Below are 24,459 nucleotides of genomic sequence, written 5' to 3'. Positions count from 1 at the left end.
GGTATGTTGCTTATGCAAATCCAAGTATTCTTGGAATCATTGATGCCCTTAGCGGTCCATTAGTAGCTGCTATCTTATGTCTATTACCAATGTATGCGATTCGTAAAGTACCAGTACTGGCTAAATACAGAGGGAAAATGAGCAATGTATTTGTCATTATTATAGGTATACTTACTGTCCTAGCAAGTATTAATTCATTATTCTAATTCACTATTGTTTGTTCTAGTGCAAAAATAGTGGGATATGAAAAAAGAATGAAAGAGATTATGGATAAGATAAATCCACATTCGAATTTTAAACAAGTAATTTAATGAGGGTAAAACTCTAATATAAAAAGACATGAACAAAGATTAGTTCATGTCTTTTTTGTGTTGGCGTTATTCCTAGAAGAGTGTTTAAAGCAGCGGTAGCAAATAAAATATTTTCACTAGGTATTTGAAAATAGGGGCAACGGGCATCTAGTCAAACTCAATATTATTTTTGGTTTAACTGGTCACTGCTTATGGGCAGTATAAGCATAATCTCTCTTGTAAAATTTCTAAGGCTTCTTCGGGCATTTCTCTGACCTTGATATCCCCACCTAGGAAAAGCAGCCAATTTATTATTTCTGTCAATTCATCGAGATTGTTAACATTGATAAAAGTCTTTAGAATGGCTGTGGATTGGTAAGGATTTGTATAGGAAATTGAAACTTTTAAAGGATGATATTTTTTGAACTGGGCAATCGCTTTTGGACCAAGTTCAATTACAAGGTTAATTGCTTCGTCCCTCTTACTTAGTTTTTCTAAAATCTTTTTCTTGCTTAATCTCTTTTTCGTCGTATAGGGTTCGACATTAATGAGATGGTCGACAGGAAACATCTTCTTCTTTTCTTCCTTTAAGTCAAAGCCTTCAATTATCCAATGGCTTTTTTCTTTATAAAGGTGCAATAGATAAATTGGATAAGACTTGATTTCCTTCTCTTCTTTTATGGTAATCAATAAATGGCTATCCAAAAGAAGGATTTGTATGAGTTTTTCTAACATAGGATGAGGGAGGTCAGAAAGCTCAAGTAGGTCGGGATTATTGGGATTAGTCCCTTCAAAAAGCAAGAGCTGATTTAAAAGAACAAGATCATCTTGCTGGTTTTCTGAGATGAGCCCTAGTAGTTTTTCAGCTAAAGATTGACGACTCTTTAGATAGGGAAGTTGTTGATTTCTTGTGGCCATAAAGGCAATAAAAAGAGCTTTTACCTCATTATCAGTAAAGCGAACAACGGGCAGGATAGAGTTATGCATAACAAAATATCCCCCATCCCTTCCAACTTCAGCCACAAGTGGCATCCCCATGGCTTCAATTTCTTTAATGTCTCTAATAGCTGTCGATCGTGAGATGTTAAATTCTCGTATGATTTCAGAAATTGTAAAGTGGGAGCGGTTATTGATATACCGCATGATAGTATTAATTCGTTCAACTTTTTTCATTTTGCTCTCCTAAACAGTATCATTTTTTGACATGATTTAAGGATATTATAAACTCATCAAGTGAAAAGATAAATCGTTTGATTCATTTAAAAGTGAGGAAGGTTTTGAATATGAAAAATTATACAATAGAAGAAAAAGATAGCTTTATCGTGTTAGGTATTGGAACTGAACTTAAGAGCCAGTACACAGACTTTGCGGGCATAAACAAGGAAAAGGCAGACTTTTGGCTGGCCGTCGAACAAGATGGAAGGTTGGACACTTTAAAAGCTTTAGCTACAAATGATTACATTTTTGCTGTGAGTGAAGCGGTGAATAACAAGATGATGTATTACGCTGGTGTCATGACAGAGGCAACGATACAAGAAGAATCTAGAGTTATCCAGTTTCCGAGGGGAGAATACCTAGTAGTTAAAGGGGAGGACAAGACATCTGAGGAGCTAAGTAATAAGCTTACTGGTATTGCATTTGGTCAAGCATTAGCAGAAGCAAAAGATTTTGCCTATGTTGGTGGGCCAAATACAACAGTTGAGATGGGGCAGCGAAACGGCCTAGTATTTGGTGAAATGTGGATTCCAGTTGTTAGGAAGTAAAGAGTTAAAAGGAGAGATGGAATTGTCCAATATCGTAGATTTTAAAAATGTAACTACATCTGGCTTAGAGTCTTCACCTGTAGCAGAAGCGATTGCTGGTTTACGTGCCCATGAAGCACGTTACTTTATGAACAAATACAAGCATGAATTTACGGTTGTACCAGCTAGTGAAAGCGAGGAGACTCTTGATTATGTGAACCGCATTTTGAAAGAAGAACGTGATATTGAGTTTGCGGCCAAACCTTTAGAAACATCGTGTTTTCAAGTGGGAAATATTAAATTTGCCTATGTCTTCTATGAGGATGGTCTTGCAGTCAACGTCATGTATACATTGGATAATCCAAAGAAGCGCGCTGTTGGATTTAAGCTTTCTGAGGGAATGGAGGTACCAAAGGAGTTAGAAGAGAAGTTTAAGTTTGCTAGGCAGAAGTCTAAACTTGCTGGAACAATTCGAGGTTCGTTTTTTGTAATTAAAGGAGAATATAGTGCAAGTTGAAGAATCAGTCATTTGTTGTATTTTAAAAGGCATGATTACGGAAGGTGGGGGCTAACAATCTTGAATTGTTAGCCTTTTTTTACATAAGTATAATAGTCATAGTCTGCTACACGCTACGTTCTGATAAAATGAAACAAAAGGAAATTACTGTAAGGGGGTGGTGGGGTGAGCAAAAAAAGGCTATTTGAGTTATTCTTAGTAACTTTTGCTTTACTATTCCTTCATGTAAGCACATTTACCAATGAAAAATTGAACGATAAATTTGGTAACTTTACCTTCTTTGTTGTATTTCTCATGTTTTATATCAACGTTGCATTTATAGAACGGTATTTTGATGATATACAAAAGTGGATTCGAAATATCATATTTCTTCTTGCCCTGTTAGTAGTAACTTTAATATCACTATGGATAGGTTACTTTTAAATCCTTACTTCCGAGAACGGGAATTATGTCAAAAGTAAAGCCGGTCTACTGTACGTTTTTAGTGGATTGGTGGCCGATAAAATCTTGTATCATGCTTGTAGTAGAAGCAACAGAAAAAAGGATAACAACAATTAAAGGCTGACATGATTCAACTTAGTTATAAAAGATTAATAAAAATATTACAAGAAAACCATCAATTTGAACAATCTTTTTTCAAATTGATGGTTTTTATTTTTGAAATAAATATCTATTTTACAAAAAATATTTTTTTGACCCCCATAAAATTATTTATTCCTTCGAATATATATAAGTAGAAGAAAGCAAATGGAAGAAAAAGAAACAATGAAAGTAAAAGTACACATCGAAAACAACATTGAAGCATTAATAAAATTGCTAGATCAAGTGGGGAATCCGGAAGCAAAAGCTATAATTACCAAAAATATAGAGAAGAGTTATTCAAAGATTGCAGCTAAAATAGAAAAAGAGTAAGAAGAACAAGTGGTATTGCAAAAGAAAACAATAAAGCAGTACAAAATACAGACTTCACTCTAGCGCAAGTAGAAAAAAATAGTCATCTAAAAAGTCGGTCGTGAAAAATATGAACAACAGCAAGAAGACAAGCCAAAAGAAAAGTACTAAGAAAATGTGGTTAATGGTCACTTGTTTAGTGACCATTTTGCTATTTGAAGCAGAAGGAGGCAGGGAGAGTACTAGTGTTGAGTTTAGTAATGAAGATCTTAAAAAAAACGAAAATAGAAGATATCGTATTTAACATACAAAACAACGGTGGAGATAAGGAAGCTTTTATCGTACAGTATCAGCCGTTTATTAGAAAATCAATCTCGTCTGTCTGCCGCCGATATATTACAGAACAGGATGATGAATATAGTATTGGATTGTTTGCGTTTAACGAAGCAATTGAACAGTATTCATATAAAAAAGGAAAATCTTTTCTAGCGTTTGCTGATCTTCTTATAAAAAGAGATGTAATTGACTATATACGCAAGGAGTCTAAGCATAATCTTGTCTTTTTAAAAGAAGATAAGCAAGAGGAAATGTTAGAAATGCAAGTATCGCTTACGGAGTATATGAAAGAGATGGAAAATAGTAACCGTAAGGAGGAAATTCTTCATTTTCAAAGTGTACTAGCTGAGTTTAAAATCACATTTTCAGAGCTTGCTAAGGAATCTCCTAAGCATCGTGATACGCGTGAGCACTTAATAGAAATTGTAAAGATTATTATAAAAGACGAGAAAATGATGGAAGAGCTGTTCCGAAAGAAAAAGTTACCGCTGAAACATATTGAACCACGTGTTAGGGTAAGTCGTAAAACGTTGGAGCGACATAGAAAATACATTATTGCAATGTGTATTATTTTTGCAAACAACTATACATATATTCTTGATTATATAAGAGGGGAGAAGCATGATGAATAAAGGAATTGTGATGGATATAAAAAAACATAGCGTAGTTGTTTTAACTCCAAATGGAGAGTTTATTACGTTTAAAAGAAAAGTACACTCTCACATGATTGGAGAGGAAATCTCGTTTAACGAACAAGAACAAAGAGCGCCGCGTTTTTCAATCCCTTCTTTCTTAAAGCCTGCATCATTACTTGTTGCTTGTTTTCTATGTGTGTTGCTGTTTTTCTACAACCAACCGGAAGAAAAAGCATTTGCTTATGTCTCAGTGGATATAAATCCAAGTTTAGAGGTGAGCGTAACAAAGGATTTTCGTGTTATAGATTTGCGAGCTTGTAATGATGATGGAAGGCGTATTTTAAAAGAAATGAAACGATGGGAAAATAAACACCTGCAAGACGTAATACGTACTATTATAAAGCAGAGTCAAGAGGATAAGTACTTAACGAATGATAAGCAAGTTATGCTAACAGCTGTTACAAAGGACAAGTCGCTAGAACCACAGTTGGAAAAGGCTATGCAAGAATTAAAGAAAGAGTATGAGATAAAACATGTTACAGTCGTATATCAAAGCAGTACGATGCAAATGCGAGAGAATGCCAAGAAAGCAGGAATTGGCACAGGTGTTTATATAAAGCAAGAGAATGAGAAGCAGAAAACGCTTACTCCTTCTGCGCCGCCGTCTAATCAAGAGGAGCGCGATGAGGAGATACATTCGCAACCAAAGTCATCTCCTGATGTATCATCGGATTCGTCTCCTGTAAAAGAAGAAAGATACGAGAAGCAGGAGCGTATAGAACAAAAGCAATCCAAGGAACAGCAACCGAAGCAAATAAAAGAAAATAATGGACATCAGCAAGAAAACAACGGTAGAGGAACTCAGCAAGGAAATAACGGTAGAGGGTCTCAGCAAGGAAATAATGGACACCAGCAAGAGAACAATGGTAGAGAGTCTCAGCAAGGAAATAATGGACATCAGCAAGAGAACAACGGTAGAGGGCCTCAAAAAGAAAATAGTGGACATCAGCAAGAGAATAACGGTAGAGGAACTCAGCAAGGAAATAATGGACACCAGCAAGGAAACAACGGTAGGGGATATAAACAAGAAAATAATGAGGGTCAGCAAGGAAATATAAACGAAAATAACGGGCCTAAAAATGAGGATAAAAACATTTCTGCCACACAACATCAAGGGAATGGAAAGAAGAATCTATAGAATATTGAAGATGGGAATTCGTTTTATGTTAATAAATCCCTCTAGTTTCAAAGTGAAGGGATTTTTAATATTAAAATTTTTAAAATGACGGACATAAAATCATATATACTTTCGAATTATATATATGGATATCATTAATATTTATATAAAAGGGGAGAAAGAAATATGAAAGCAAAAAAAGAAATATATGAAGAGATTACTGAAGTATTAAAGGTATTGGCGCATCCTGTCCGTTTATCCTTAGTAGAAATAATGCTTACAAAAGGCCCTACTAACGTAACAACAATGTATGAAACATTACAAATGCCTCAAAGTACAATTAGTCAACATTTATCTAAACTACGAGCTGTTAAAATCATTACAGGTACTCGGAAAGGATTAGAAATTTATTATGAAGTAACGGACGATCGTACAAAAGCGATATTATTAAGTTTGTTTTAAATGCTGACTGTCCAGGCTTCAAAATTAAGAAGAGGATACGAAAGCAATTCTGTGGCTATAATTTTTTAAGATTTTTACATAAGAATTACATTTATAAATATATGTAATTTTCTTATTAACATTAGTCGTATGCAGTGTTGTTTTTAATTTGTCTAATCCATTTCTTTGTTTGGGTCCTGCCGCATCGCTATCAAGCTAAAGTTTTAATGTACCATAAAAATGAAAATTTTCTTATTAGTTTTTTTTTGTTAGCTTGATAGTGATGTGACGTTCCCACTAGTATGTAAGCTCATAAGAAATCTTGAGATTGCTAAATATGAACGTAGAGTATTTAACAAAGTTGGTAGGGTTCTTTTAGTCATTTAACCTTTTGATCTGATGATCTTTTCCCCATTCAAATAGTTCATCCATAATTTGCATTAAGGATTTTCCATGTTCGCTTATTGTGTACTCAACCTTTGGTGGTACTTCTTGATATACAGTACGATGGATAATTCCATCAGCTTCAAGTTGCCGAAGTTGTTGTGTAAGAACTTTTTGCGTAATGTTTGGGATTTCTCGTTTTATTTCATTCGTTCGCATTTTTCCATCCATCAAAATACATAATATATGAACTTTCCATTTTCCGCCGATTACTTCGAGTGTTGTTGCGATTGGGCAACCATCATTTTGATTCATATAACACCTCCACAGGTACTTTAAGGTTCCTATAGTACCTGAAAGTACGTACTTTTCAATTATATGTGACTCATTCATACTAATACTAAAGGGTTTGAATTATTTATAAGGGGGAAGAAAATATATGAAAACACTTGTAATTGTAGCACATCCTGATATTGAAAAGTCTCGAATTAATAAAAGATGGGTAGAAGAACTTGAGAAATATTCGGACGAAATAACGGTGCATGAATTATATAAAGTGGCACCAAATTGGGAGTTTAATATTGAAGGAGAACAAAAGCTGTTAGTAGAGCACGACCGCTATATATTTCAATTTCCGCTCTACTGGTATAGCTCACCACCATTATTAAAAAAATGGTTCGATGATGTATTAACATATGGATTTGCCTATGGATCAAAAGGGGATAAAGTGAAGGGGAAAGAATTTGGTATAGCTATTTCTATAGGTGGATTAGAAAAAGACTATAAAAATAGCGGAATTACGATGGATGAGTTGACGAAACCATTTCACGCTACGTGCTTATATACAGGAATGGAATTTATACCATCATTTTATTTATACGGAGCAGAATATGAAATCAGTGATGAAGAGATTGACAAAAGTGCACCTGAGTATGTGAAATATGTTATGAATAAGAAGTATTCTAATATATAAGGAAAAATAGCCATTTACTTGTTAAGTAGATGGCTATTTTTTATTCGTTTTATATTCACTAAGTGTAATCTTTAGTAAATTAATAATTAATCTGGTAAAATAAAAAACCTAACATATATAAAGGGGAGTTTTACTTGAGAACGATGCGACAATTATTACAAAAAAGAGCAATGCAATCACCGAATTTGGAGGCGCTTGTAGGGGGAGAGAAAAGGTATTCGTTTCAGCAATATAATGAACGAGTAAATCAGTTTGCACATTATTTGTTACATAACGGTGTGCAAAGAGGAGATCGCATAGGAATCTTATGCAAAAATAATCATCCGTTTCCAAGTGTTATGATGGCAAGTTTAAAAATTGGCGCGGTATTTATTCCGCTTAATCATCAGCTTACTGCTTATGAATTAGAATCGATTGTAAAAGAAGCGAGATTAAAAGTATTAGTTATTGATGATGAATTTAGTGAAGTTGTATTAAAGATTGATGTAGTTAAAGAAATTCCTAATGTAATTGAAACAACAACAGAAGGTTTCGGTTCTTTTGAATTAAAACTAAAAGAACAACCAATAACAGAACCGAACGTGGCAGTTCATGAAGACGATGATGCTATTTTCTTATTTACTTCAGGAACGACTGAAAGTGCAAAAGCCTGCGTAATTGGTCATAAAAATTTACATCATTATTTTACTGAGATTGCGGGGCAAAGAGAAATTCCAGCAGGTGAACGCTTTTTATCAGTGCATCCATTGTTTCATATGAGTGGCGTGCTTTCTATTTTAAATTGTATTTATCATGGCATTACGATGATTTTCTTAGCTGATTCGAATCCTACTCACATTTGGGATAAGATTGAAGAAGAGAAAATTACTACGATGCTTGCGTTTCCAGCAGTTTATAGTTATATGCTTGATGAATTAAATAAAAAAGAGCGTAACATTTCGACCTTTAAAGTAGCACAAAGCGGTGGTACAAAAGTACCAGAAACGCTCATTCAAAAATATATGAAAAAAGGAATATATATGGTGCAAGGCTATGGTAGTACAGAAGGTTGGGTAGTAACTTCATGGCATCCAAATATGGGAAAAGAAAAAATGTCTTCTGTAGGGAAAACTCTTAAACATGTAGAGTTAAAAATTGTTCATCCAGAAACAGGTGATGAACTAGCAACGAATGAAGTTGGAGAAATCCACGTAAGAAGTCCTTACATGTTTAAAGGATATTGGAATAACGAAAAAGCGACAAAGAAGGTAGTGAAAGATAATTGGTTTAACATGGGTGATGCCGGCATGATAGATGATGATGGATTCCTACATATTATGGGAAGATATAAAGACGTTATCGTGCACGGTGGTGACAACGTATATCCGGATCAAGTAGAAGATGTAATTCATGAAATAAATGGTGTTTTAGAAGTTGCAGTAGTTGGAGTTCCAAATGACTTTTGGGGAGATATTCCAACAGCTTACATTGTAAAAGATATTCAAACATCTTTAACAGAAGAAGAAATTATTCAACATTGTAAAAGAAAACTAGCAAATTATAAAATACCTGAAGTTGTATTTATGAATGAATTACCGAAAAACGCTTTAGGGAAAGTGTTGAAGAGGGAATTAAGAGAAGTTGTTATTTTAAAATAAAAAGTTGTTAAACGATAAGGAATCCAGTTATGTAGTAAGCATAACTGGATTTTTCTTTATAAAAAACATAATAATTTACTAGATTTTGTATTTTGTGTAAGATAATAAAGAATATTCAATCAAATAATCAAAGGAAGAGATGTAAATGAAACTGCCGCTATTACAAGTAGAGACAGAAAGACTCATTATCCGTCCATTTCAAAAAGAGGATTATGTAAGTTGGATAGATGGATTCAATAAGAGGTTACCATCTCAACATAAATACGATGATGGCTATCATGATATGTCGTCTTCAACAATAGAATGGTTCATGGAATGGATAAGAGGTTTTGATGAAGCTGCACATCGAGATGAAATGTACGTATTAGGTATTTTTCGGAAAGAAGATGGCGCAAATATTGGAAAGCTAGAGCTTATTAAAATTTTACGTATGGATTATCAATGGGCAATGATGGGGTACTCTATCCATAATCAATTTTGGAAAAATGGATACGGGATCGAAAGTGTAAAATCGGCGTTACCGTTGTTTTTTAATAGTCTTCAATTTCATAGAATTGAATTACATATAGATGTTGATAATGAGCCATCTGTTCGTTTGGCAGAAAGAGCTGGTTTTTCATTTGAATGTATGAGAGAGGCATTTTCTATGGGGAATGGTAAGTGGGCAGATTTTCTTATTTATTATAAAAATAAGGAGATGGATATATGAGGGTTTTTATTACAGGTGGAAATCGGGGATTAGGGTTACAGTTAGTAAAAGTATTTCATGAGAATGGACATCTTGTTTATCCGCTAGTTAGAAGTGAGGAAGCGATAGAACAATTAAAACAGATGTGTACTTCTAGATGTTTTCCTATATTAGCAAATTTATCAGCTGATGATAGTACTGAACGTATTAAGGAGCAGCTTGAGAAATATACGGAGCATCTCGATTTAGTTATAAATAACGCTGGGATACCTGGAAAGGAAACTGAGGTTTTACGTACCAATTCAGAAGAGTTAACGGAACTATTTAATATTCATTGCTTAGGTGTAATTCGAGCTATAAAAGGTACATATACGGCTTTAACTAGGTCGAAACATCCGAGAATTATCAATATATCCTCTCGATTAGGTTCATTACACAAAATGGCCGAAAAAGAATTTCCGCAAGGAGAGTTTTCGTATTCATATCGGATCGCCAAGGCTGCACAAAATATGTTAACACTCTGTTTACAACAAGAGTTTGAGGATAAAGGAATTAGTGTAACCGCAATTCACCCTGGGAAATTAAAGACTGAAATTGGTGCTTTTGATGCGAATATGACTCCTGCTGAAGGAGCTCAACATATATATGATTGGGTAATGGATTCAAATGAGGATGTTTCGGGTAAGTTTATTGAACCGGGTGTAGGGGAGTTGAAGTGGTAATGTACGATCTTACAACCATTCAAAATATATTTGGACCTTCAAAAAAATTTTAAAAGAGGATTAGGGGATATGAGAATGAAAAAAGTAAACGTAGTCCATTATGATGCATTTAGTAATAAACCGAATATGGGAAATCCAGCAGGTATTGTATTAGAAGGAGATGGATTAGCGGAAGAGGAAATGCAACTCATTGCTGAAAAGGTTGGATTTAACGAAACAGCTTTTGTTCTTTCTTCAGAAGTAGCAGATGTAAGAATTCGCTATTTTACGCCTGGTCATGAAAATGATTTATGTGGTCATGCGACAGTAGAGACTATACATGCACTTCATGAAAGAGGGTTATTAGAAGGGAAGCACAATTTAACAATTGAAACGAAGGCAGGGATTTTGCCGATACATATAGGTGCGAATAAAAGTGGGGAAACTTTTATTAAAATGAGACAAGCAACACCGCGGTTTCAAAATTTTACAGGTTCCAAAGAGGCATTAGCTTACAGTATTGGTCTTGAAGTAAATGATTTAGATGAAAAATTACCGATTGTATATGGAAGTACTGGTATTTGGACTTTAATTGTACCTATTAAAAAACTTGAAGCATGTGAAAGGATGAAACCTAATAATAGTGAATTTCCATCTGTATTAAAAGAAATGCCAAAGGTTGCTATTCATCCACTTTGCTTAGAGGCATATGATGCAGAAGCAAAAATGCACGGTCGTCATTTCTCATCACCTTATTCTGGAATAATAGAAGATCCAGTGACAGGAACTGCTTCAGGTGTAATGGGAGCGTATTATGCGACGTATTTGGAGAAAGATTTTGACCATGAACTGGAGTTAATCGTTGAGCAAGGACAGAAAATCAATAAAGATGGTCGTGTAACGGTTTATGTAAAGAAAGATGTAGAAAACGAGAAATTACAAATAGATATTTCTGGAACTGCAGTGTATGTAGATGAATTTGAAATCTCAATTTAAAAGAGGAAAGCCGGTCATATAGCCGGCTTCCTTATCTGTTCAACACTTCAATATACGAAGCATCCCCAGCTGTTCTAATAGTAGAGCGGAAATTATTACTCTCTAACGTTTCAGCAACTTGTTTTAATTGCTGTGCATCATCATGATGAATGAGTAAACTATCTGCACCACTTTCTTCTATATGAATATGTTCAACATTTCCAATCGCTTCATGTATAGCTTTTAAAAATTCAGGTTTCATATTGTCCTCCTATATGTATGTAACGTCGTTAAATAGTATTTCCTTATTTTTGAAATATAAAAGTCAATGAAAGGAGAAATGAAAATGAATATAACGCAGTTTAAAGATCATATTACATCACTTTTTGGAGAGCATCTTCATAAATACGGTGATGACGAGTATGGTTTCACTCACATTAGTAAAGAGGAATTTCACAAAATAGGTTACACGACAAATTTGACGCTAGAGACGATTGAGGAAGCTTATAAAAACGGAGTGGATATGATAGTTACACATCATGCGCCGTGGAGTTTTTTATTCGGTATGGAAGAAGCTTGTATCGAGAAATTAAAAGAATATGAAATGAATCATTTTTGGATTCATTTGCCGTTAGATTTTGTGAAATTTGGCACGTGCACGTCTTTATTCAATGAAATTGGGATAGATACAATACTGGAATATTCCACGTATGAGGAAGAAGAGCTACCGGGAATAGGAGAATATAAAGAAGCGATGCCCTTTTCAAATTTAGTTAAAAAACTTGAAGAGAGAACGGAAGAGAAAGTGAAGCGATGGGAAAATCACGATAGGCCAGTGAAACGGATTGCGATTTTAACAGGTGCAGGAAACAATACAAACCTTATTGAGCGTGCGCTAGAAAAAGGTTGCGATACGTACATAACAGGAGAAAAAACATTATATACAGTGCAACATGCGAAATTTAAAGGCATCAATTTGATTGTAGGAAGCCACACATTTACAGAAGTGTTTGGTGTAGAAAGTTTGGCTCTTAAATTGAAAGAAAGAGACCCTGCAATAGAAATTACTAGATTATATGAAGAACATTTGGAGTGAAGAAATTGCATCACATTATCATAAATGGAATGAATTATGTGATGAAATATTGAAAGAGGCAGTCTTAATAAATTAAAAATTAATTTCTGTTATATTAAGATGTTGGAAGGGATTCTCTTGGATTTGTCAAATAATAGTAAAGTTGTCTTTTGAATTAAGGGAATTTTCGGAATTAAGGGTGGGGGAAATGGGCATTTCAATAATCGCTGAACAACTAGTTAATGAGAAGGTTATTTCACATTATCCGAAAAGCATGAAAGTGTTAAACGGAGGAACGACAAGTACAGTATATTTATTGGATGGAAAATACGTTGTAAAGCTGAACGAATCGGAAGTGATACGTGAAGAAGCTGATTTTCTTTCTTTTTATGAAGGGAATACTTTATTTTCAAAGATTTTGTATAAGGAACCTTTAAATAGATATATTGTGTATTCATTCCTCGAAGGGAGTACTTCGTGCGAACGTGGATATAAACGAATTACGCTTAGTACACTTGTAAAAGAAGCTATTAATAAGTATGAAGTAGTTTCAGATATAGATGGATGGGGATGGAAAGATAGTCCGGTTCAATCTTGGACAGAATTTTTATTAGCAAATGTAATGGAAGTTCGTGGAAATTTGAGGCAGTACATAAGTGAGGAAGAACATCAGCTTGTTCTTACACTTGTAAATAGTCCAAAAAGAGGTACTGGAATAGATAGTCCGTTTTTATTACATGGCGATCTTGGATTCCATAACTTTATATTCCGAGAAAATAAATTATATGGTGTGATAGATCCATTTCCAGTCTTAGGAGATCCTATATACGATTTAATTTACGCGTTCTGTTCAACTCCGGAAGATTTAACGAAAGAAACCATTCAGTATGTGATGAAACAATGTGCATTTCGTAAAAGGGACCGAGATTTATATGAAGAAATAGTAATAGGTTTATATTTGCGTATCGATACGTGTTTAAGACATCACCCGAAAGATTTAGAAGATTACTTAGAAGCTTGGCGTTATTGGATGAATGAGATTTAGCTTATCAATTGAAAATAAAAAAGCAGAAAACTATCAACAAATATCAGCTTAATAAAAAATTAAAGGGATAGGGGAATAACTATGAATAATTTCGTTTGTACAACGTGTGGCGTTCAGTATGCAGCGAGTGTGGAAGAACCGGTAAGTTGTCTTATTTGTGATGAGGAGAGACAATATATTAATCCGAAAGGGCAGTCTTGGACGAGTTTAGAAAACTTGCAGACGAGTGATACATATAAAAATGAAATTATAGAAGAAGAAAATGGGCTTTATAGTATTACGACAAAACCAGAATTTGCGATCGGTCAGACGGCATTTGTAGTAAAAACAGAGTCATATCGTTTACTATGGGATTGTATTACTTATTTAGATGAAACGACAATTGAGAAGATAAAAGAGTGGGGCGGATTAGATGCAATTGCATTATCTCATCCGCATTATTATTCAACACAAGTAGAATGGGCAGAAACATTCGATGTACCAATTTATATACACGAAGACGATAAAGAGTGGGTTATGCGCCCGAGTAGTCGTATTATTTACTGGTCTGGTGAGTCTTTACAATTAGCAGATGGAATTACCATTCATCGTCTCGGAGGACATTTTAGTGGCGGTTCTGTATTATATTGGGAAGAAGGAAATGATGGGAAAGGTATATTATTAACAGGTGATATCATTCAAGTTGTAGCGGATCAGCAGTGGGTAAGCTTCATGTATAGCTATCCAAACTTAATTCCATTACCAGCAAGGAAAGTGGAAGAAATGGCGAATCGAGTGAAGCCGTTACAATTTAATCGCCTATATAATGCTTTTCACCGAGTAGTAAAAGAAAATGCAAATGAGGCAGTTGAACGTTCTGCGGAAAGATATATGAAAGCGATAGAAGGAAAGTTGTTTCATACGTAAAGGAGTGCTAGATTAATGAAAACATTAGTATGCTTTGGTGATAGTATTACAGCTGATGAAATATTTTTTGATGGAACACCGAGATTAACACCACGTTTGCAAGAGATGCTTCCCAACTTGAAGGTGCTTAATACGGGTGTTCCGGGTGATAATACGTTCGATGCACTACAAAGGATTGAAGAGGATGTATTATCATATGAACCAAATTTCGTAACGGTTTTTCTCCCGCATTAACGGGCAGTAAGGCTCCCACCTCAAAATTTGGCTGGAGCAAAGAAGTTAGGTGGGAGGTCAACTGCCCGTAAATGCCCGATTGGTGAAGGCTAATAATCAGTGGGGGATGAACAAAACCCCCACTGATTAAAGTTTCACTTTATTGGTACGAATGATGCAGTCTCTTTTGCTCAAGTGCCATTACAAGTATATAAAGAAAACTTAGAGAAAATTGTAAGTACGATTTCACCAGAAAAAGTACTACTTATTAGTCCGGCACCAGTTGATGAAGTAAGGCAACATAATAGAACGAATGAAGTACTCGGCCAATATGCAGACGTGGTTGAGGAAGTGGCGAAAGAAACAGGAAGTCATTTTTTAAATTTGTATGCTGAAATGATTCAAGAACAGCATTATAAAAAATTTGTAGAAGATGATGAAAAAGATGGATTGCACTTTGGACCACAAGGTTATGAGTATTTGGCGAAGTTAATTTGTGAAAAGTTAAAAGGGGTTCTGTAAGAAGCAAAGCGTGGACGCTTTGCTTTTTTTGTATTTCTTATAATGAATTAGCTGAATTACAGAAGTAGACAATTCCTGTACCAAATGTTTAGTACCTATAGCACTTTAAAGTACATACAATTTTAATGTGTTAAATATAATTCATAATAGTACCAGTAAGAAAAAAACAAGCTTTATGGTACTAGTTACTAACGAAGCTACAGCAGTTTATTTAGATTCAGAAGGCGGTACTATAGAGGTTGGTAATTTCAAAAAATGCCAATGTGGTATAAAACAATTAGGGAGGCTAAAGATATGAGTACTTCAAATATGAGTGAAATAAGTAAACAAATTTTAATGGAGGAGGAAACACTTCAATTTTCCTCTTTTACAAATGAAGATGCCTTGCAATTAGGTTTATTTATCGTTGAAACAGCAAAGAGAGAGGGGAAATTGATTGCTGTTGATATAACCAAAAATGGTGTGCAATTATTTCATTTCAAGATGACAGGGACAACTGAGGAAAATACGAAATGGATTGAGCGTAAAAAACGGGTCGTTTCTCTGCATAATCATAGCTCGTATTATATGCAGATAGAAAGTGAAATAAATGGAATCCCATATCATGAAAAATACCGTTTAGATGGCTCGGAATATGCTGCGTTTGGTGGATCCTTTCCCATCCGAATAAAAAACGTAGGGGTTATTGGAATGATAACAGTCTCAGGATTACCACCAGAAGTAGATCATGAATTAGTTATAAGAGCAGTTAAAAATCATTTGAATCAATAAAAGTAATTGAACAACTTGCTATGAATCCATTAACGGATCAAGGTATTGAAAAGTTTGCTGTGGATTGGGCAAAAGCATCGATGTAAATTCATATACCAAAAAAAGAGGGAATAGAAAAAAGCAAAGCGCTATAGCTTTGCTTTTTTCTATTTCTTTCTCGGTCTACGTACTAACTCTCCGCCGCAATTTGGGCAAACATTTTGTCTTTCCTCTGTACATGGTGCACAAAATGTACATTCGTACACGCATATGTATGCTTCAGAATCGGGCTGAAGGGAATGGTCGCAAATTTGACAGTTTGTTTTCATTTCTAGTGCCATAGTAATTCCTCTTTTAGTTTGAATATTTATAATTTAATTATAATTCATTAGATAGAAATAGTCTTTTTCAATTGAAAGGAAATCGAATCATAAAGTTATGATTTGAAATGAAAGGTGCCGGTTTATTTTAAAATTGATTATTTAGTGCAGTTGGAATATTATGAAATAGTCAAAAGACAACAGGGGGTATAGATTTTGACTAATCATAACGATCATTTAAAAGCAAACTGCGAAAAATGCTTTGGTCTATGTTGTGTAGCATTACCGTTCGCGGCTTCAGTAGATTTTGCGGTAAATAAAGATGGTGGTAAACCGTGTTCTAACTTACAATCAGATTATAAATGTAGTATACATAAAAACCTTAGAGGAAAAGGTTATAAAGGTTGTACAGTATTTGAATGTTTCGGTGCTGGACAAAAGATTTCTCAAGTTACGTTTAAAGGGATCGATTGGCGGAAAGATGCTGAGCATGCAAGAAAAATGTATGATGCTTTTCCGGTTATGCATCAGCTTCATGAAATGCTGTGGTATTTGAATGAGGCTATTCTATTAAAGGCGACGCAGACAATTCATAAAGATCTGAAGGAAGCAATTGAAGAGACAGAGCGTCTTTCGAATTTAAGTCCAGATGAGTTAATGAAAATAAATATTCCAATGCACAGAGCAGAAGTGAACATTCTCCTTTTAGAAACGAGCGAATTAGTATGGAAGGAAATGAATGCTGCACGTAAGAAGCGAATCAGTCACCGCGGAGCAGACCTTATGGGAGCGAATTTGAAAAAGAAAGATTTGCAAGGGGCAAATTTAAGAGGAGCATATTTAATTGCAGCTAACTTAAGTGGTACAGACTTACGAGGGGCAGATCTCATTGGAGCAGATTTGCGTGATGCAGATATTAGAGGGACAGATTTTACAAATAGTATTTTTCTTACGCAAGTTCAAATTAACGCGGCGAAAGGGGACAAACATACGAAATTGCCGAAATTGTTGTCCCGTCCTGCGCATTGGACTGCGTAAAAAGTATGGAGTGAGTTAGTTTGGAAATATTTCAGTATTTAGAAGAAATGCAAGAGGATATATTTTCATTACAAGTATCTGAAATAGAATCGAAGTATTATGGAATTTGTAGTATGCTAGCTTCAATTGAGGATGCAGAACGAATTAAAGCAATTTATTTAGATTCATACAAAGAAAGTATGAGAATAAGTTTAAGAGAAGCATTAGAACTTGCTGCAAGTGAAGAGGCGAAAGCGATCTATTTTGAGTATGATCTGGATAATGAATGGAATAGTCAGTTCTATGTTTGTGAGGATTACATTCCACTTGAAGAAGAGGATGATGATTGGGCTTGTGAATGGACATATGATATTGAGGGACCGAGGTCAGTAGAATTAGCAGATTTATATGCTGAAAATAACTTTGATACAAATGAAAAGGCAATTGGCATAACTGTATATTTAATTGCTAGAACGGTCTGTAGTTTTATCAATGCATGTAGTGGTTTGCAAAGTAATATACCAATTTGTATTGGATTCCATGATCAAGATCCAATTATGCGAACAGGCAGAGACTAAGTCTCTGCCTGTTTTTTAATACTATTTTTTCTTTTCAAAGGTAGTAATAATTACGCTGCATATAATAAGAATACCACCAATGAAAAAGTTACTGCTTAACGTCTCATTTAATAAGAACCAACCAAGCAATGATCCAACGATAGGTTGGAAGAAGAAAAATAATGAGCCGATGCTAGCATCCATTAATTCTAACCCTTTATTCCAAAGGAAAAATGCACCTGCCGTTGAGACGATTCCTAAATAAAGTACGCCTAATACTACATACATGTTCAAATGTTCAATAGGGTTTGATTGAAATTCCCATATCATAAAAGGTGTAATAAAAAAGAGTGAAAAGAATATAGCGTACGTTGTAATAACTAAAGATGAAAATCGAGTTGAAGCAATTTTTACATAAATGGACAGTAAAGCCCACGTAATAGCAGCCCCAACTAAAATGATTGTACCGATAAAATAGGAGCCAATTTCAATATCCCATCCGATAACAATAATGACACCGATTGTTGCGATGATAGTTGATAACAATCTACGAGCAGTTAGTTTTTCTTTTAAAATGAGCGCTGCAAATATGACCATAAATGCAGGTGTAGCTGATGTTACTAAGGAGCCTGTATGCGCATCGGATAATTTTGTTCCGATAAATTGACATGTGATCGAAATGAAATACCCGATGAATCCAATCCAAGCGAATAATAGCCAATCTTTTTTGTGTATGGTTACTTTTTTCTTTTGCTTTTTTTCAGTTGTTTTCAAAATCACATATAAAACAACAAAAGCGATAATAAAGCGTAGCCAAACGAGTGTAAGTGGTGGGATAAAGTCGAGTACATATTTGCTAACAACATACATACCTCCCCAAATACTTGCTGCTAGTGATAAACATATAGCTCCTAAAATTGTTTGTTTCATTTGAATTACCTCCGTCTATTTTTAGGGTTATGATATATTCCCTAAGACGAGGCATGGCGCACTTGTTATATGAATGCCCGTCTTAGATTATAGACGGCCTACAGGTTGATCGTTTTCGAATGAAGTGTTGTAGTACATGAGCGTAGTCTCCTTTCTTCTTTTATAATGATATTATAACTTAATTTTCTGATTATTGAAGAGTGTTATGAAATTGTGTGTAACAAACTGTCACGTTTGACTGTACAGTTTATGTATTGTATGATAATAGTAATATAAACAAGGGGGGAAGATCGTTGGGAAGGTGTATCGAATCGGACAGTTGGCTCTCATGGCTCACGTGTCGAAACGAACGATTGATTATTATACGAATCTAGGAATCTTAAAAGCGGAGCGATCTCAATCTAATTATCGCTATTACGACGAAACAGCATTTGAGACATTACGATTTATTGAGAAGTGCAAAGAAATGCATATGCCGCTTTGTGAGATTAAAGAGAGAATCGAGGAGAAGAAAAAGCTGCTCGGTATCAATGAACACGTTTCGAAACAAGTGAATGAAGTGACAGACCATATTCATAGATTAGAAGCAGAGCTAACGGAGTTAAAGCCTCTTTTAGATGAATTGACTGATTCACAACGTGAAAAAATATCGAAATCTTTATCAGGTCAAACGACAGCTTTAATACAGACACTTGCTCTATTATTATAGAATAAGTGAAATCCGACCTCTTTAATTTTTGTATCGGGCTATGTTTTCTAACGAACAAATAAGAAAACATTATAGTATACAGGAGGTGGACACCTTAGTTTTTTAACTAAGGGGATTCATTGGAAATATTTAATTTAGTCATGGTTGCGATTTTAATCGCATTTACTGGATTTTTCGTAGCAGCAGAGTTTGCGATTGTTAAGATACGTTCAAGTCGCATTGATCAGCTTGTTGCGGAAGGGAAACGCGGTGCATTAGCAGCGAAAAAGGTAACAACAAATTTAGATGAATATTTATCTGCTTGTCAATTAGGTATTACAGTTACAGCGATGGGACTTGGTTGGTTAGGTGAACCGACGATAGAAAAATTATTACACCCATTATTTGAGAAATGGAATTTAAATCCGTCTATTTCACAAGTAGTAACGTTTGGTCTTGCATTTATGACGATGACGTACTTGCACGTTGTAGTCGGGGAATTAGCTCCGAAAACGATGGCAATTCAAAAAGCTGAAAAAGTGACATTGTTATTAGCAGGTCCGTTAATGATATTCTATAAAGTTATGTATCCGTTTATTTGGGTATTGAATGGTTCTGCTCGTGTTGTAACTGGTTTATTCGGTTTGAAGCCAGCTTCTGAACATGAAGTAGCTCATACAGAAGAAGAGTTACGTCTTATTCTTTCAGAGAGCTACGAAAGTGGAGAAATTAATCAAGCTGAATACAAGTATGTAAATAATATCTTTGAATTTGATAATCGTATTGCGAAAGAGATAATGGTACCGCGTACAGAAATCGTTGGTTTCTATCTTGAAGATTCAGTAGAAGAACACATGAAAGTAATCCAAAATGAACGATACACACGTTATCCGATTTTTGGAGAAGATAAAGATGATATTATCGGTATGGTCAATGTAAAAGATTTCTTTATTCGATATATGAACAACGATCAAGAAGATTTATCATCGATTCGCACGTATATGCGTCCGATTATTGAAGTTATGGAAACAACTCCAATTCATGATTTATTACTGCAAATGCAGAAGAAGCGAATTCCGATGGCTGTTTTATATGATGAGTACGGAGGAACAGCTGGAATTGTAACGCTTGAAGATATATTGGAGGAAATCGTCGGCGAAATTCGTGATGAATATGATGAAGATGAAGCACCGCCAATTCAACATGTGAACGAGTATCATAAAATTGTTGATGGGAAAGTGCTTATCACAGAAGTAAAAGATTTGTTTGGATTACACATTGAAGAAGACGATGTGGATACAATCGGTGGATGGATTATGATGCAAAATCATGAAATCGAAGAAGGACAATACGTTGAAGCAGAAGGCTATGAATTTAAAGTGTTAGAAAAAGATGCTTATCAAATTAAACGTGTTGAAATTCAAAAAATGGAACAAGAACAAGAACAAGAGAAAGCAGCAACTGTGTAAGTTGCTGCTTTTCTTCTGACACATAATAAAATGTGAAATTAGGAGCGGATATTTTGATTCAAGTAGCCTTACGTGTATATCGATTACAATTGTATACGATCTTTAGTGGTTTACTACTAATGTGGGCGGTTACTCCGTTTGGAAAGCAAGTGACGGGCTTTGGTATCGGTTTAGCAGTAAGCACATATTGTCTTTGGTTATTAGCTCGCAGAGTTGAGAAACTAGGAAGAAGTATTGTGCTGAAAGAAAAGGCTCCTGGATTAGGAGTTCTAAACCGATTTGCAGCCGCAATATTAGGGGCTATCATTATGTTTGAAATTGAGCATGAAATGGAAATGTGGGCATTTGGTACTGGGATATTAGGTGGACACTTTTTAATGATTGCGAATTTAGCCTATGCAAATATGCAGTTAGTGAAAGAAGAAGAGAAGCAAAGAGACAAGGCTTCTAAAAACATAGAGCTATGATAAAAGGGGCCTAATGAGGTTCCTTTTTTGGTGTTTGAGAATAAATTGCGTAATAGTTCATATAATATGAGCGATTCAATGATGACAATCGAATTAACGACCAAATATAATACGCTTCTTTTTTCGATTTTTCAATAGTACGAAAAATTATTAAAAAAAATTTAAAAACCCATCGATTTCTAAAGCTTTTGTATGTTATTATGACAAAAGACTTTTTGAAAGAGGTGGATATAAATGTTACAAGCGCTCCTTATTTTTGTGCTTCAAATTATTTATGTTCCAGTTTTAACAATCCGTACGATTTTGCTTGTAAAGAATCAAACAAGATCAGCTGCTGGTGTAGGATTGTTAGAAGGAGCAATCTACATTGTAAGTTTAGGTATTGTATTTCAAGATTTGTCAAATTGGATGAATATTGTTGCCTATGTCATTGGCTTTAGTGCGGGACTATTATTAGGCGGTTATATAGAGAATAAATTAGCAATTGGATATATTACCTATCAAGTCAGTTTACTAGACCGTTGCAATGAATTAGTAGATGAATTACGCCACTCTGGATTTGGCGTTACAGTATTTGAAGGTGAAGGGATTAACTCTATACGTTATCGCTTAGATATCGTTGCAAAGCGTTCGAGAGAAAAAGAACTTTTAGAAATTGTTAATGAAATTGCACCGAAAGCGTTTATGTCTTCTTATGAAATCCGCTCATTTAAAGGTGGATATTTAACGAAAGCGATGAAGAAGAGAGCGTTAATGAAGAAGAAAGATCATCATGTATCGTAAGAAAAGGGAGTAGCTGAAAAAGCTGCTCTTTTTTTGTTGGCATTAATCTAAAAGGGAAATGAGGCCCTCACGTATAAAAAGTACTGGTGGAAGAGAAAGAAGGGGGAATGCAAAGTATGGAACAAACAAAAATGCTGAAAGTGAATAAAAGGTGTTGGGACATAGTAGCACCTCATTTTTTTCAAGTAGATTGTTTACCTAAATATGGACCTTATACGGCATCAGAAGATGAAATTCATTTATTTGATTTAATTGAGAATAAAACGGTTCTAGATATCGGATGTGGTAGTGGACATTCGTTGCAATATATGGTGGAAAATGGGGCAGAGGAATTATGGGCCTTGATCTTTCGAGTACGCAAATTGAAACAGCAAATGAAACGCTAAAAGATTGGAATCCAAAGTTAATATGTGGTGCGATGGAAGAGGAGTTAAATATTCCAGAAGAACATTTTGATATTGTATATTCCATCTATGCATTAGGATGGACTTCTAATTTAAGAAAAACATTGGAACTTATATATTCGTATGTGAAACCAGGAGGAAGTTTTATTTTTAGCTGGGAGCATCCGGTATATTCAAATTTGCAGTATGGAACAGAAGAAATTGTTTTACGCTCTTCATATCATGAGGAGATTCCTATTACGTTTGAAACATTTAAAGGAGAAGCAGTACAAGCGACATTATATAAGAGAAAAATGAGTACGTACATAAATGAGTTAAATAGAGCTGGATTTACAATTGAGAGAATAGAAGAGCCTGAACCATCTTGTGTATTTGATGGAGAAGTAGCAGAGTCGTCTACGAAGTACTATTCTTTATATAAAGCTAGAATGGTGCCGACGACGTTTATTATTAAAGCGAGAAAATGAAAAATACAGCGTACACCGAAAAAGTGTACGCTGTATTTTGTTAAAGGTCAGTACTTATCTTTTTGGCTGAAAAATATGCTGAAAGAAGTATTTGTGATGTAAGTTATCTACAACTTTATTTGCTTGATATGTGCGGTGTTGTTCTAGTCGAAGTCTTTGCTCCATCATTTTTATTGCGTGATCTGATAAACGTAACATTGTACCAGTCTCCTTTTCTATAAATATAGGTTTTTAATTGGTATCGTTCCCATATTTATAACTAAGGAGGCATACTGTGTAACATAGGCAAAAAGCACCTTCCTCTCCCATTACGCTTACGAGGTTAGCTGTCGGACTCGGGAAGTGAGAGTGTCCCTACTTAAAAAAGATTCGCCCCAAGTAGCAAAAAGCTACATAAGTGGTTCCCCCGCTCCAAAATTTGGACTCAGCAAAAGGTTTTATAAAGTAAAAAATAACATAAATAAACAATTAAGTCAAACTATTTAGTGTTTTCTGTTTTTTTGAGCTGCGTAAGAATCAGGCCATCAGGTAGTGTTGTAGCTGTTACTTCAATGAAGCTGTGTTTTTTATACAATGCGAGAGCAGGAGTATTTGCTTTACCTGTTTGTACAATGTATGTCATTGAAGAAGGGAACATGTTAAATATATAAAGTAGCAGTTTCGTTGCGATTCCTTTTTGAAAAAAATCGGGCGATACAACTAATCTGTGGATATCGATTAGTTCTTCTTCTTGTATAAAAGAAATAAAGCCGACGAGTTTATTTTCAGAGAAATATCCATAGAATGTTTCATCACAATTTTGAATATCGTTTACAGTATCATATAAACGAGGTATTGCAGTACTGTTTAAAAAGTCTGCTTCAATTTTATAAGCTGGAATTTGAACCTTTAAAATGGATGTTGCTACTTCATAAGAAGTGGGAAGTAATTTAAGAATCATAGATAATAACGCCTCCTTTAAATGTGCTATATTACTATAATTGATTTATGGGTAAGTTTGACAATGTTTTTCTTTTTTGCATATAATATATGTATCTCCATACATAAAATATTCGTAGGTGTATTTCTATAGTAGAATATGGTTAGCGTTGATAAATACGTAATCTTATATAAGAGTTTAGTTACTCTTGTATTTGATAATACAAACTATAATAGAAATGGAGGACTAAAGATGGGATGGATTATCACATTAATAGTGGGTGCTATTATAGGTATAATTGCTAGTTCTATAACGGGTAAAAACTTTCCGGCTGGTATGTTTGGAAATATAATTGCTGGTTTACTAGGAGCTTGGTTAGGTAGTAGATTATTTGGATCTTTTGGGCCATCATTTGGTGGGATTCATGTCGTACCAGCATTATTAGGGGCAATTGTGTTAATTCTTATTGTATCATTTGTAGTAAAAGCTGCAAGAAAATAAAAGCTATTACTAATTATTTTATAAAGCCCTTTTTAGGGC

Annotated in this window: 31 protein-coding genes, 3 pseudogenes and 1 riboswitch; of the genes and pseudogenes, 27 read left to right on the top strand and 7 right to left on the bottom strand. The window is 34.7% G+C overall.

Translation table 11 applies throughout. The annotated features are described in order from the left end of the window. A partial coding sequence (locus CQZ94_RS23665) for a hypothetical protein (protein ID WP_105587340.1) occupies positions 1-206 on the top strand: 206 nt, incomplete at its 5' end. A 294-nt stretch (positions 207-500) separates the two neighbouring features. Here the strand turns inward: CQZ94_RS23665 and CQZ94_RS23660 are convergent. Beyond that, a complete protein-coding gene (locus tag CQZ94_RS23660) occupies positions 501-1,463 on the bottom strand; it encodes a helix-turn-helix transcriptional regulator (protein ID WP_105587339.1) in 963 nt (320 codons plus the stop codon). A 110-nt stretch (positions 1,464-1,573) separates the two neighbouring features. Between CQZ94_RS23660 and CQZ94_RS23655 the strand changes: the two genes are divergently transcribed. From CQZ94_RS23655 to CQZ94_RS23615, 7 genes are all read left to right on the top strand, one after another. Beyond that, on the top strand, positions 1,574-2,053 hold the full coding sequence (locus tag CQZ94_RS23655; RefSeq protein WP_105587338.1) for a GyrI-like domain-containing protein: 480 nt from the start codon (positions 1,574-1,576) through the stop codon (positions 2,051-2,053). Then, positions 2,040-2,549 (top strand): phage tail protein, encoded by a 510-nt coding sequence (locus CQZ94_RS23650; protein ID WP_105587337.1) that lies wholly within the window; start codon positions 2,040-2,042, stop codon positions 2,547-2,549. Before CQZ94_RS23655 ends, CQZ94_RS23650 begins: the two co-directional genes overlap by 14 nt. A 165-nt stretch (positions 2,550-2,714) precedes the next feature. Then, positions 2,715-2,972 (top strand): DUF3963 domain-containing protein, encoded by a 258-nt coding sequence (locus CQZ94_RS23645; RefSeq protein ID WP_002146495.1) that lies wholly within the window; start codon positions 2,715-2,717, stop codon positions 2,970-2,972. 324 nt (positions 2,973-3,296) lie between these two features. Continuing rightward, positions 3,297-3,461, top strand: a complete 165-nt coding sequence (locus tag CQZ94_RS31890) for a hypothetical protein (RefSeq protein ID WP_242238190.1) — start codon at positions 3,297-3,299, stop codon at positions 3,459-3,461. A 224-nt stretch (positions 3,462-3,685) separates the two neighbouring features. Then, positions 3,686-4,408, top strand: a complete 723-nt coding sequence (gene sigI / locus CQZ94_RS23625) for an RNA polymerase sigma factor SigI (RefSeq protein ID WP_002099727.1) — start codon at positions 3,686-3,688, stop codon at positions 4,406-4,408. Continuing rightward, the gene (locus CQZ94_RS23620; RefSeq protein WP_105587343.1) at positions 4,401-5,609 is read left to right on the top strand and encodes an anti-sigma-I factor RsgI family protein; all 1,209 of its coding nucleotides are present in this window, start codon (positions 4,401-4,403) and stop codon (positions 5,607-5,609) included. Before sigI ends, CQZ94_RS23620 begins: the two co-directional genes overlap by 8 nt. Before the next feature lie 165 nt (positions 5,610-5,774). Further along, positions 5,775-6,050 (top strand): ArsR/SmtB family transcription factor, encoded by a 276-nt coding sequence (locus CQZ94_RS23615; protein WP_105587336.1) that lies wholly within the window; start codon positions 5,775-5,777, stop codon positions 6,048-6,050. Between the two features lie 354 nt (positions 6,051-6,404). Here CQZ94_RS23615 and CQZ94_RS23610 read toward each other — a convergent pair whose 3' ends face one another. Next, positions 6,405-6,728, bottom strand: a complete 324-nt coding sequence (locus CQZ94_RS23610) for a winged helix-turn-helix transcriptional regulator (RefSeq protein ID WP_105587335.1) — start codon at positions 6,726-6,728, stop codon at positions 6,405-6,407. Positions 6,729-6,852: 124 nt separating this feature from the next. Between CQZ94_RS23610 and CQZ94_RS23605 the strand changes: the two genes are divergently transcribed. The 5 genes from CQZ94_RS23605 to CQZ94_RS23585 all read left to right on the top strand — a co-directional run bounded on the left by CQZ94_RS23605 (position 6,853) and on the right by CQZ94_RS23585 (position 11,408). Beyond that, the gene (locus tag CQZ94_RS23605) at positions 6,853-7,386 is read left to right on the top strand and encodes an NAD(P)H-dependent oxidoreductase (RefSeq protein ID WP_105587334.1); all 534 of its coding nucleotides are present in this window, start codon (positions 6,853-6,855) and stop codon (positions 7,384-7,386) included. A 134-nt stretch (positions 7,387-7,520) separates the two neighbouring features. Beyond that, a complete protein-coding gene (locus CQZ94_RS23600; protein ID WP_105587333.1) occupies positions 7,521-9,023 on the top strand; it encodes a class I adenylate-forming enzyme family protein in 1,503 nt (500 codons plus the stop codon). A gap of 145 nt (positions 9,024-9,168) precedes the next feature. Beyond that, a complete protein-coding gene (locus tag CQZ94_RS23595; protein WP_105587332.1) occupies positions 9,169-9,732 on the top strand; it encodes a GNAT family N-acetyltransferase in 564 nt (187 codons plus the stop codon). Continuing rightward, positions 9,729-10,433, top strand: coding sequence for an SDR family NAD(P)-dependent oxidoreductase (locus CQZ94_RS23590; RefSeq protein ID WP_105587331.1), 705 nt, complete (start codon positions 9,729-9,731; stop codon positions 10,431-10,433). The genes CQZ94_RS23595 and CQZ94_RS23590 overlap by 4 nt, the downstream gene beginning before the upstream one ends. Before the next feature lie 75 nt (positions 10,434-10,508). Further along, positions 10,509-11,408, top strand: a complete 900-nt coding sequence (locus CQZ94_RS23585; protein WP_105587330.1) for a PhzF family phenazine biosynthesis isomerase — start codon at positions 10,509-10,511, stop codon at positions 11,406-11,408. A 31-nt stretch (positions 11,409-11,439) separates the two neighbouring features. Here the strand turns inward: CQZ94_RS23585 and CQZ94_RS23580 are convergent, their stop codons facing one another. Then, positions 11,440-11,649 carry a hypothetical protein gene (locus tag CQZ94_RS23580; protein ID WP_105587329.1) on the bottom strand — a complete coding sequence of 70 codons (210 nt, stop codon included), beginning with the start codon at positions 11,647-11,649 and terminating at the stop codon, positions 11,440-11,442. Between the two features lie 84 nt (positions 11,650-11,733). On the opposite strand from CQZ94_RS23580, the gene CQZ94_RS23575 reads away from it, so the two are divergent. The 6 genes and pseudogenes from CQZ94_RS23575 to CQZ94_RS23540 form a co-directional block, all read left to right on the top strand. Then, complete coding sequence (locus CQZ94_RS23575; RefSeq protein WP_105587328.1) at positions 11,734-12,483, top strand: Nif3-like dinuclear metal center hexameric protein; 750 nt, start codon at positions 11,734-11,736, stop codon at positions 12,481-12,483. Positions 12,484-12,670: 187 nt separating this feature from the next. Then, on the top strand, positions 12,671-13,507 hold the full coding sequence (locus tag CQZ94_RS23565) for an aminoglycoside phosphotransferase family protein (protein WP_105587327.1): 837 nt from the start codon (positions 12,671-12,673) through the stop codon (positions 13,505-13,507). An 81-nt stretch (positions 13,508-13,588) separates the two neighbouring features. Beyond that, entirely contained in the window at positions 13,589-14,413 is an 825-nt protein-coding gene (locus CQZ94_RS23560; protein ID WP_105587326.1) for an MBL fold metallo-hydrolase, read from the top strand. Positions 14,414-14,428: 15 nt separating this feature from the next. Next, a pseudogene (locus tag CQZ94_RS32445) lies at positions 14,429-15,148 on the top strand (SGNH/GDSL hydrolase family protein). Positions 15,149-15,442: 294 nt separating this feature from the next. After that, positions 15,443-15,919: a heme-degrading domain-containing protein gene (locus tag CQZ94_RS23545; RefSeq protein WP_105587324.1), complete on the top strand. Its 477-nt coding sequence runs from the start codon at positions 15,443-15,445 to the stop codon at positions 15,917-15,919. Beyond that, positions 15,919-16,005 (top strand): annotated as a pseudogene (locus CQZ94_RS23540) (fructose-6-phosphate aldolase); the annotation flags it as partial. The gene CQZ94_RS23545 and the pseudogene CQZ94_RS23540, both read left to right, overlap by 1 nt. A gap of 60 nt (positions 16,006-16,065) precedes the next feature. On the opposite strand, the gene CQZ94_RS23535 reads toward CQZ94_RS23540, so the two are convergent. Continuing rightward, complete coding sequence (locus CQZ94_RS23535; protein ID WP_105587323.1) at positions 16,066-16,239, bottom strand: DUF1272 domain-containing protein; 174 nt, start codon at positions 16,237-16,239, stop codon at positions 16,066-16,068. A gap of 192 nt (positions 16,240-16,431) precedes the next feature. On the opposite strand from CQZ94_RS23535, the gene CQZ94_RS23530 reads away from it, so the two are divergent. Beyond that, on the top strand, positions 16,432-17,256 hold the full coding sequence (locus tag CQZ94_RS23530) for a pentapeptide repeat-containing protein (RefSeq protein ID WP_308728009.1): 825 nt from the start codon (positions 16,432-16,434) through the stop codon (positions 17,254-17,256). A 20-nt stretch (positions 17,257-17,276) separates the two neighbouring features. Next, entirely contained in the window at positions 17,277-17,813 is a 537-nt protein-coding gene (locus CQZ94_RS23525; protein ID WP_105587321.1) for a hypothetical protein, read from the top strand. A 21-nt stretch (positions 17,814-17,834) separates the two neighbouring features. On the opposite strand, the gene CQZ94_RS23520 is transcribed toward CQZ94_RS23525, so the two are convergent. After that, the gene (locus CQZ94_RS23520) at positions 17,835-18,722 is read right to left on the bottom strand and encodes a DMT family transporter (RefSeq protein ID WP_105587320.1); all 888 of its coding nucleotides are present in this window, start codon (positions 18,720-18,722) and stop codon (positions 17,835-17,837) included. 301 nt (positions 18,723-19,023) lie between these two features. Between CQZ94_RS23520 and CQZ94_RS23515 the strand changes: the two genes are divergently transcribed. From CQZ94_RS23515 to CQZ94_RS23495, 5 genes and pseudogenes are all read left to right on the top strand, one after another. Beyond that, positions 19,024-19,431, top strand: a complete 408-nt coding sequence (locus CQZ94_RS23515) for a MerR family transcriptional regulator (RefSeq protein ID WP_105587319.1) — start codon at positions 19,024-19,026, stop codon at positions 19,429-19,431. Between the two features lie 119 nt (positions 19,432-19,550). Beyond that, positions 19,551-20,879 carry a hemolysin family protein gene (locus tag CQZ94_RS23510; RefSeq protein ID WP_105587318.1) on the top strand — a complete coding sequence of 443 codons (1,329 nt, stop codon included), beginning with the start codon at positions 19,551-19,553 and terminating at the stop codon, positions 20,877-20,879. Positions 20,880-20,932: 53 nt separating this feature from the next. Further along, positions 20,933-21,346: an ATP synthase subunit I gene (locus tag CQZ94_RS23505; protein ID WP_105587317.1), complete on the top strand. Its 414-nt coding sequence runs from the start codon at positions 20,933-20,935 to the stop codon at positions 21,344-21,346. A gap of 234 nt (positions 21,347-21,580) precedes the next feature. Next, positions 21,581-22,129, top strand: a complete 549-nt coding sequence (locus CQZ94_RS23500) for a DUF2179 domain-containing protein (protein WP_105587316.1) — start codon at positions 21,581-21,583, stop codon at positions 22,127-22,129. Positions 22,130-22,245: 116 nt separating this feature from the next. Further along, positions 22,246-23,000: pseudogene (locus CQZ94_RS23495) on the top strand (class I SAM-dependent methyltransferase). Positions 23,001-23,054: 54 nt separating this feature from the next. Here the strand turns inward: CQZ94_RS23495 and CQZ94_RS31310 are convergent. Beyond that, positions 23,055-23,198: a hypothetical protein gene (locus tag CQZ94_RS31310; protein ID WP_000945246.1), complete on the bottom strand. Its 144-nt coding sequence runs from the start codon at positions 23,196-23,198 to the stop codon at positions 23,055-23,057. A 97-nt stretch (positions 23,199-23,295) separates the two neighbouring features. Continuing rightward, positions 23,296-23,440: riboswitch (cyclic di-AMP (ydaO/yuaA leader) on the bottom strand. A 38-nt stretch (positions 23,441-23,478) separates the two neighbouring features. Continuing rightward, positions 23,479-23,940 (bottom strand): GNAT family N-acetyltransferase, encoded by a 462-nt coding sequence (locus CQZ94_RS23485; protein WP_105587315.1) that lies wholly within the window; start codon positions 23,938-23,940, stop codon positions 23,479-23,481. Positions 23,941-24,171: 231 nt separating this feature from the next. On the opposite strand from CQZ94_RS23485, the gene CQZ94_RS23480 reads away from it, so the two are divergent. Continuing rightward, positions 24,172-24,420, top strand: coding sequence for a GlsB/YeaQ/YmgE family stress response membrane protein (locus CQZ94_RS23480; RefSeq protein ID WP_002033357.1), 249 nt, complete (start codon positions 24,172-24,174; stop codon positions 24,418-24,420). Positions 24,421-24,459: the final 39 nt, after the last annotated feature.

The organism is Bacillus sp. MYb209 (assembly GCF_002975175.1).
GTDB lineage: Bacteria > Bacillota > Bacilli > Bacillales > Bacillaceae_G > Bacillus_A.
The sequence above is the reverse complement of the archived record's forward strand: the minus strand, read 5'-3'. Positions and strand labels throughout refer to the sequence as shown.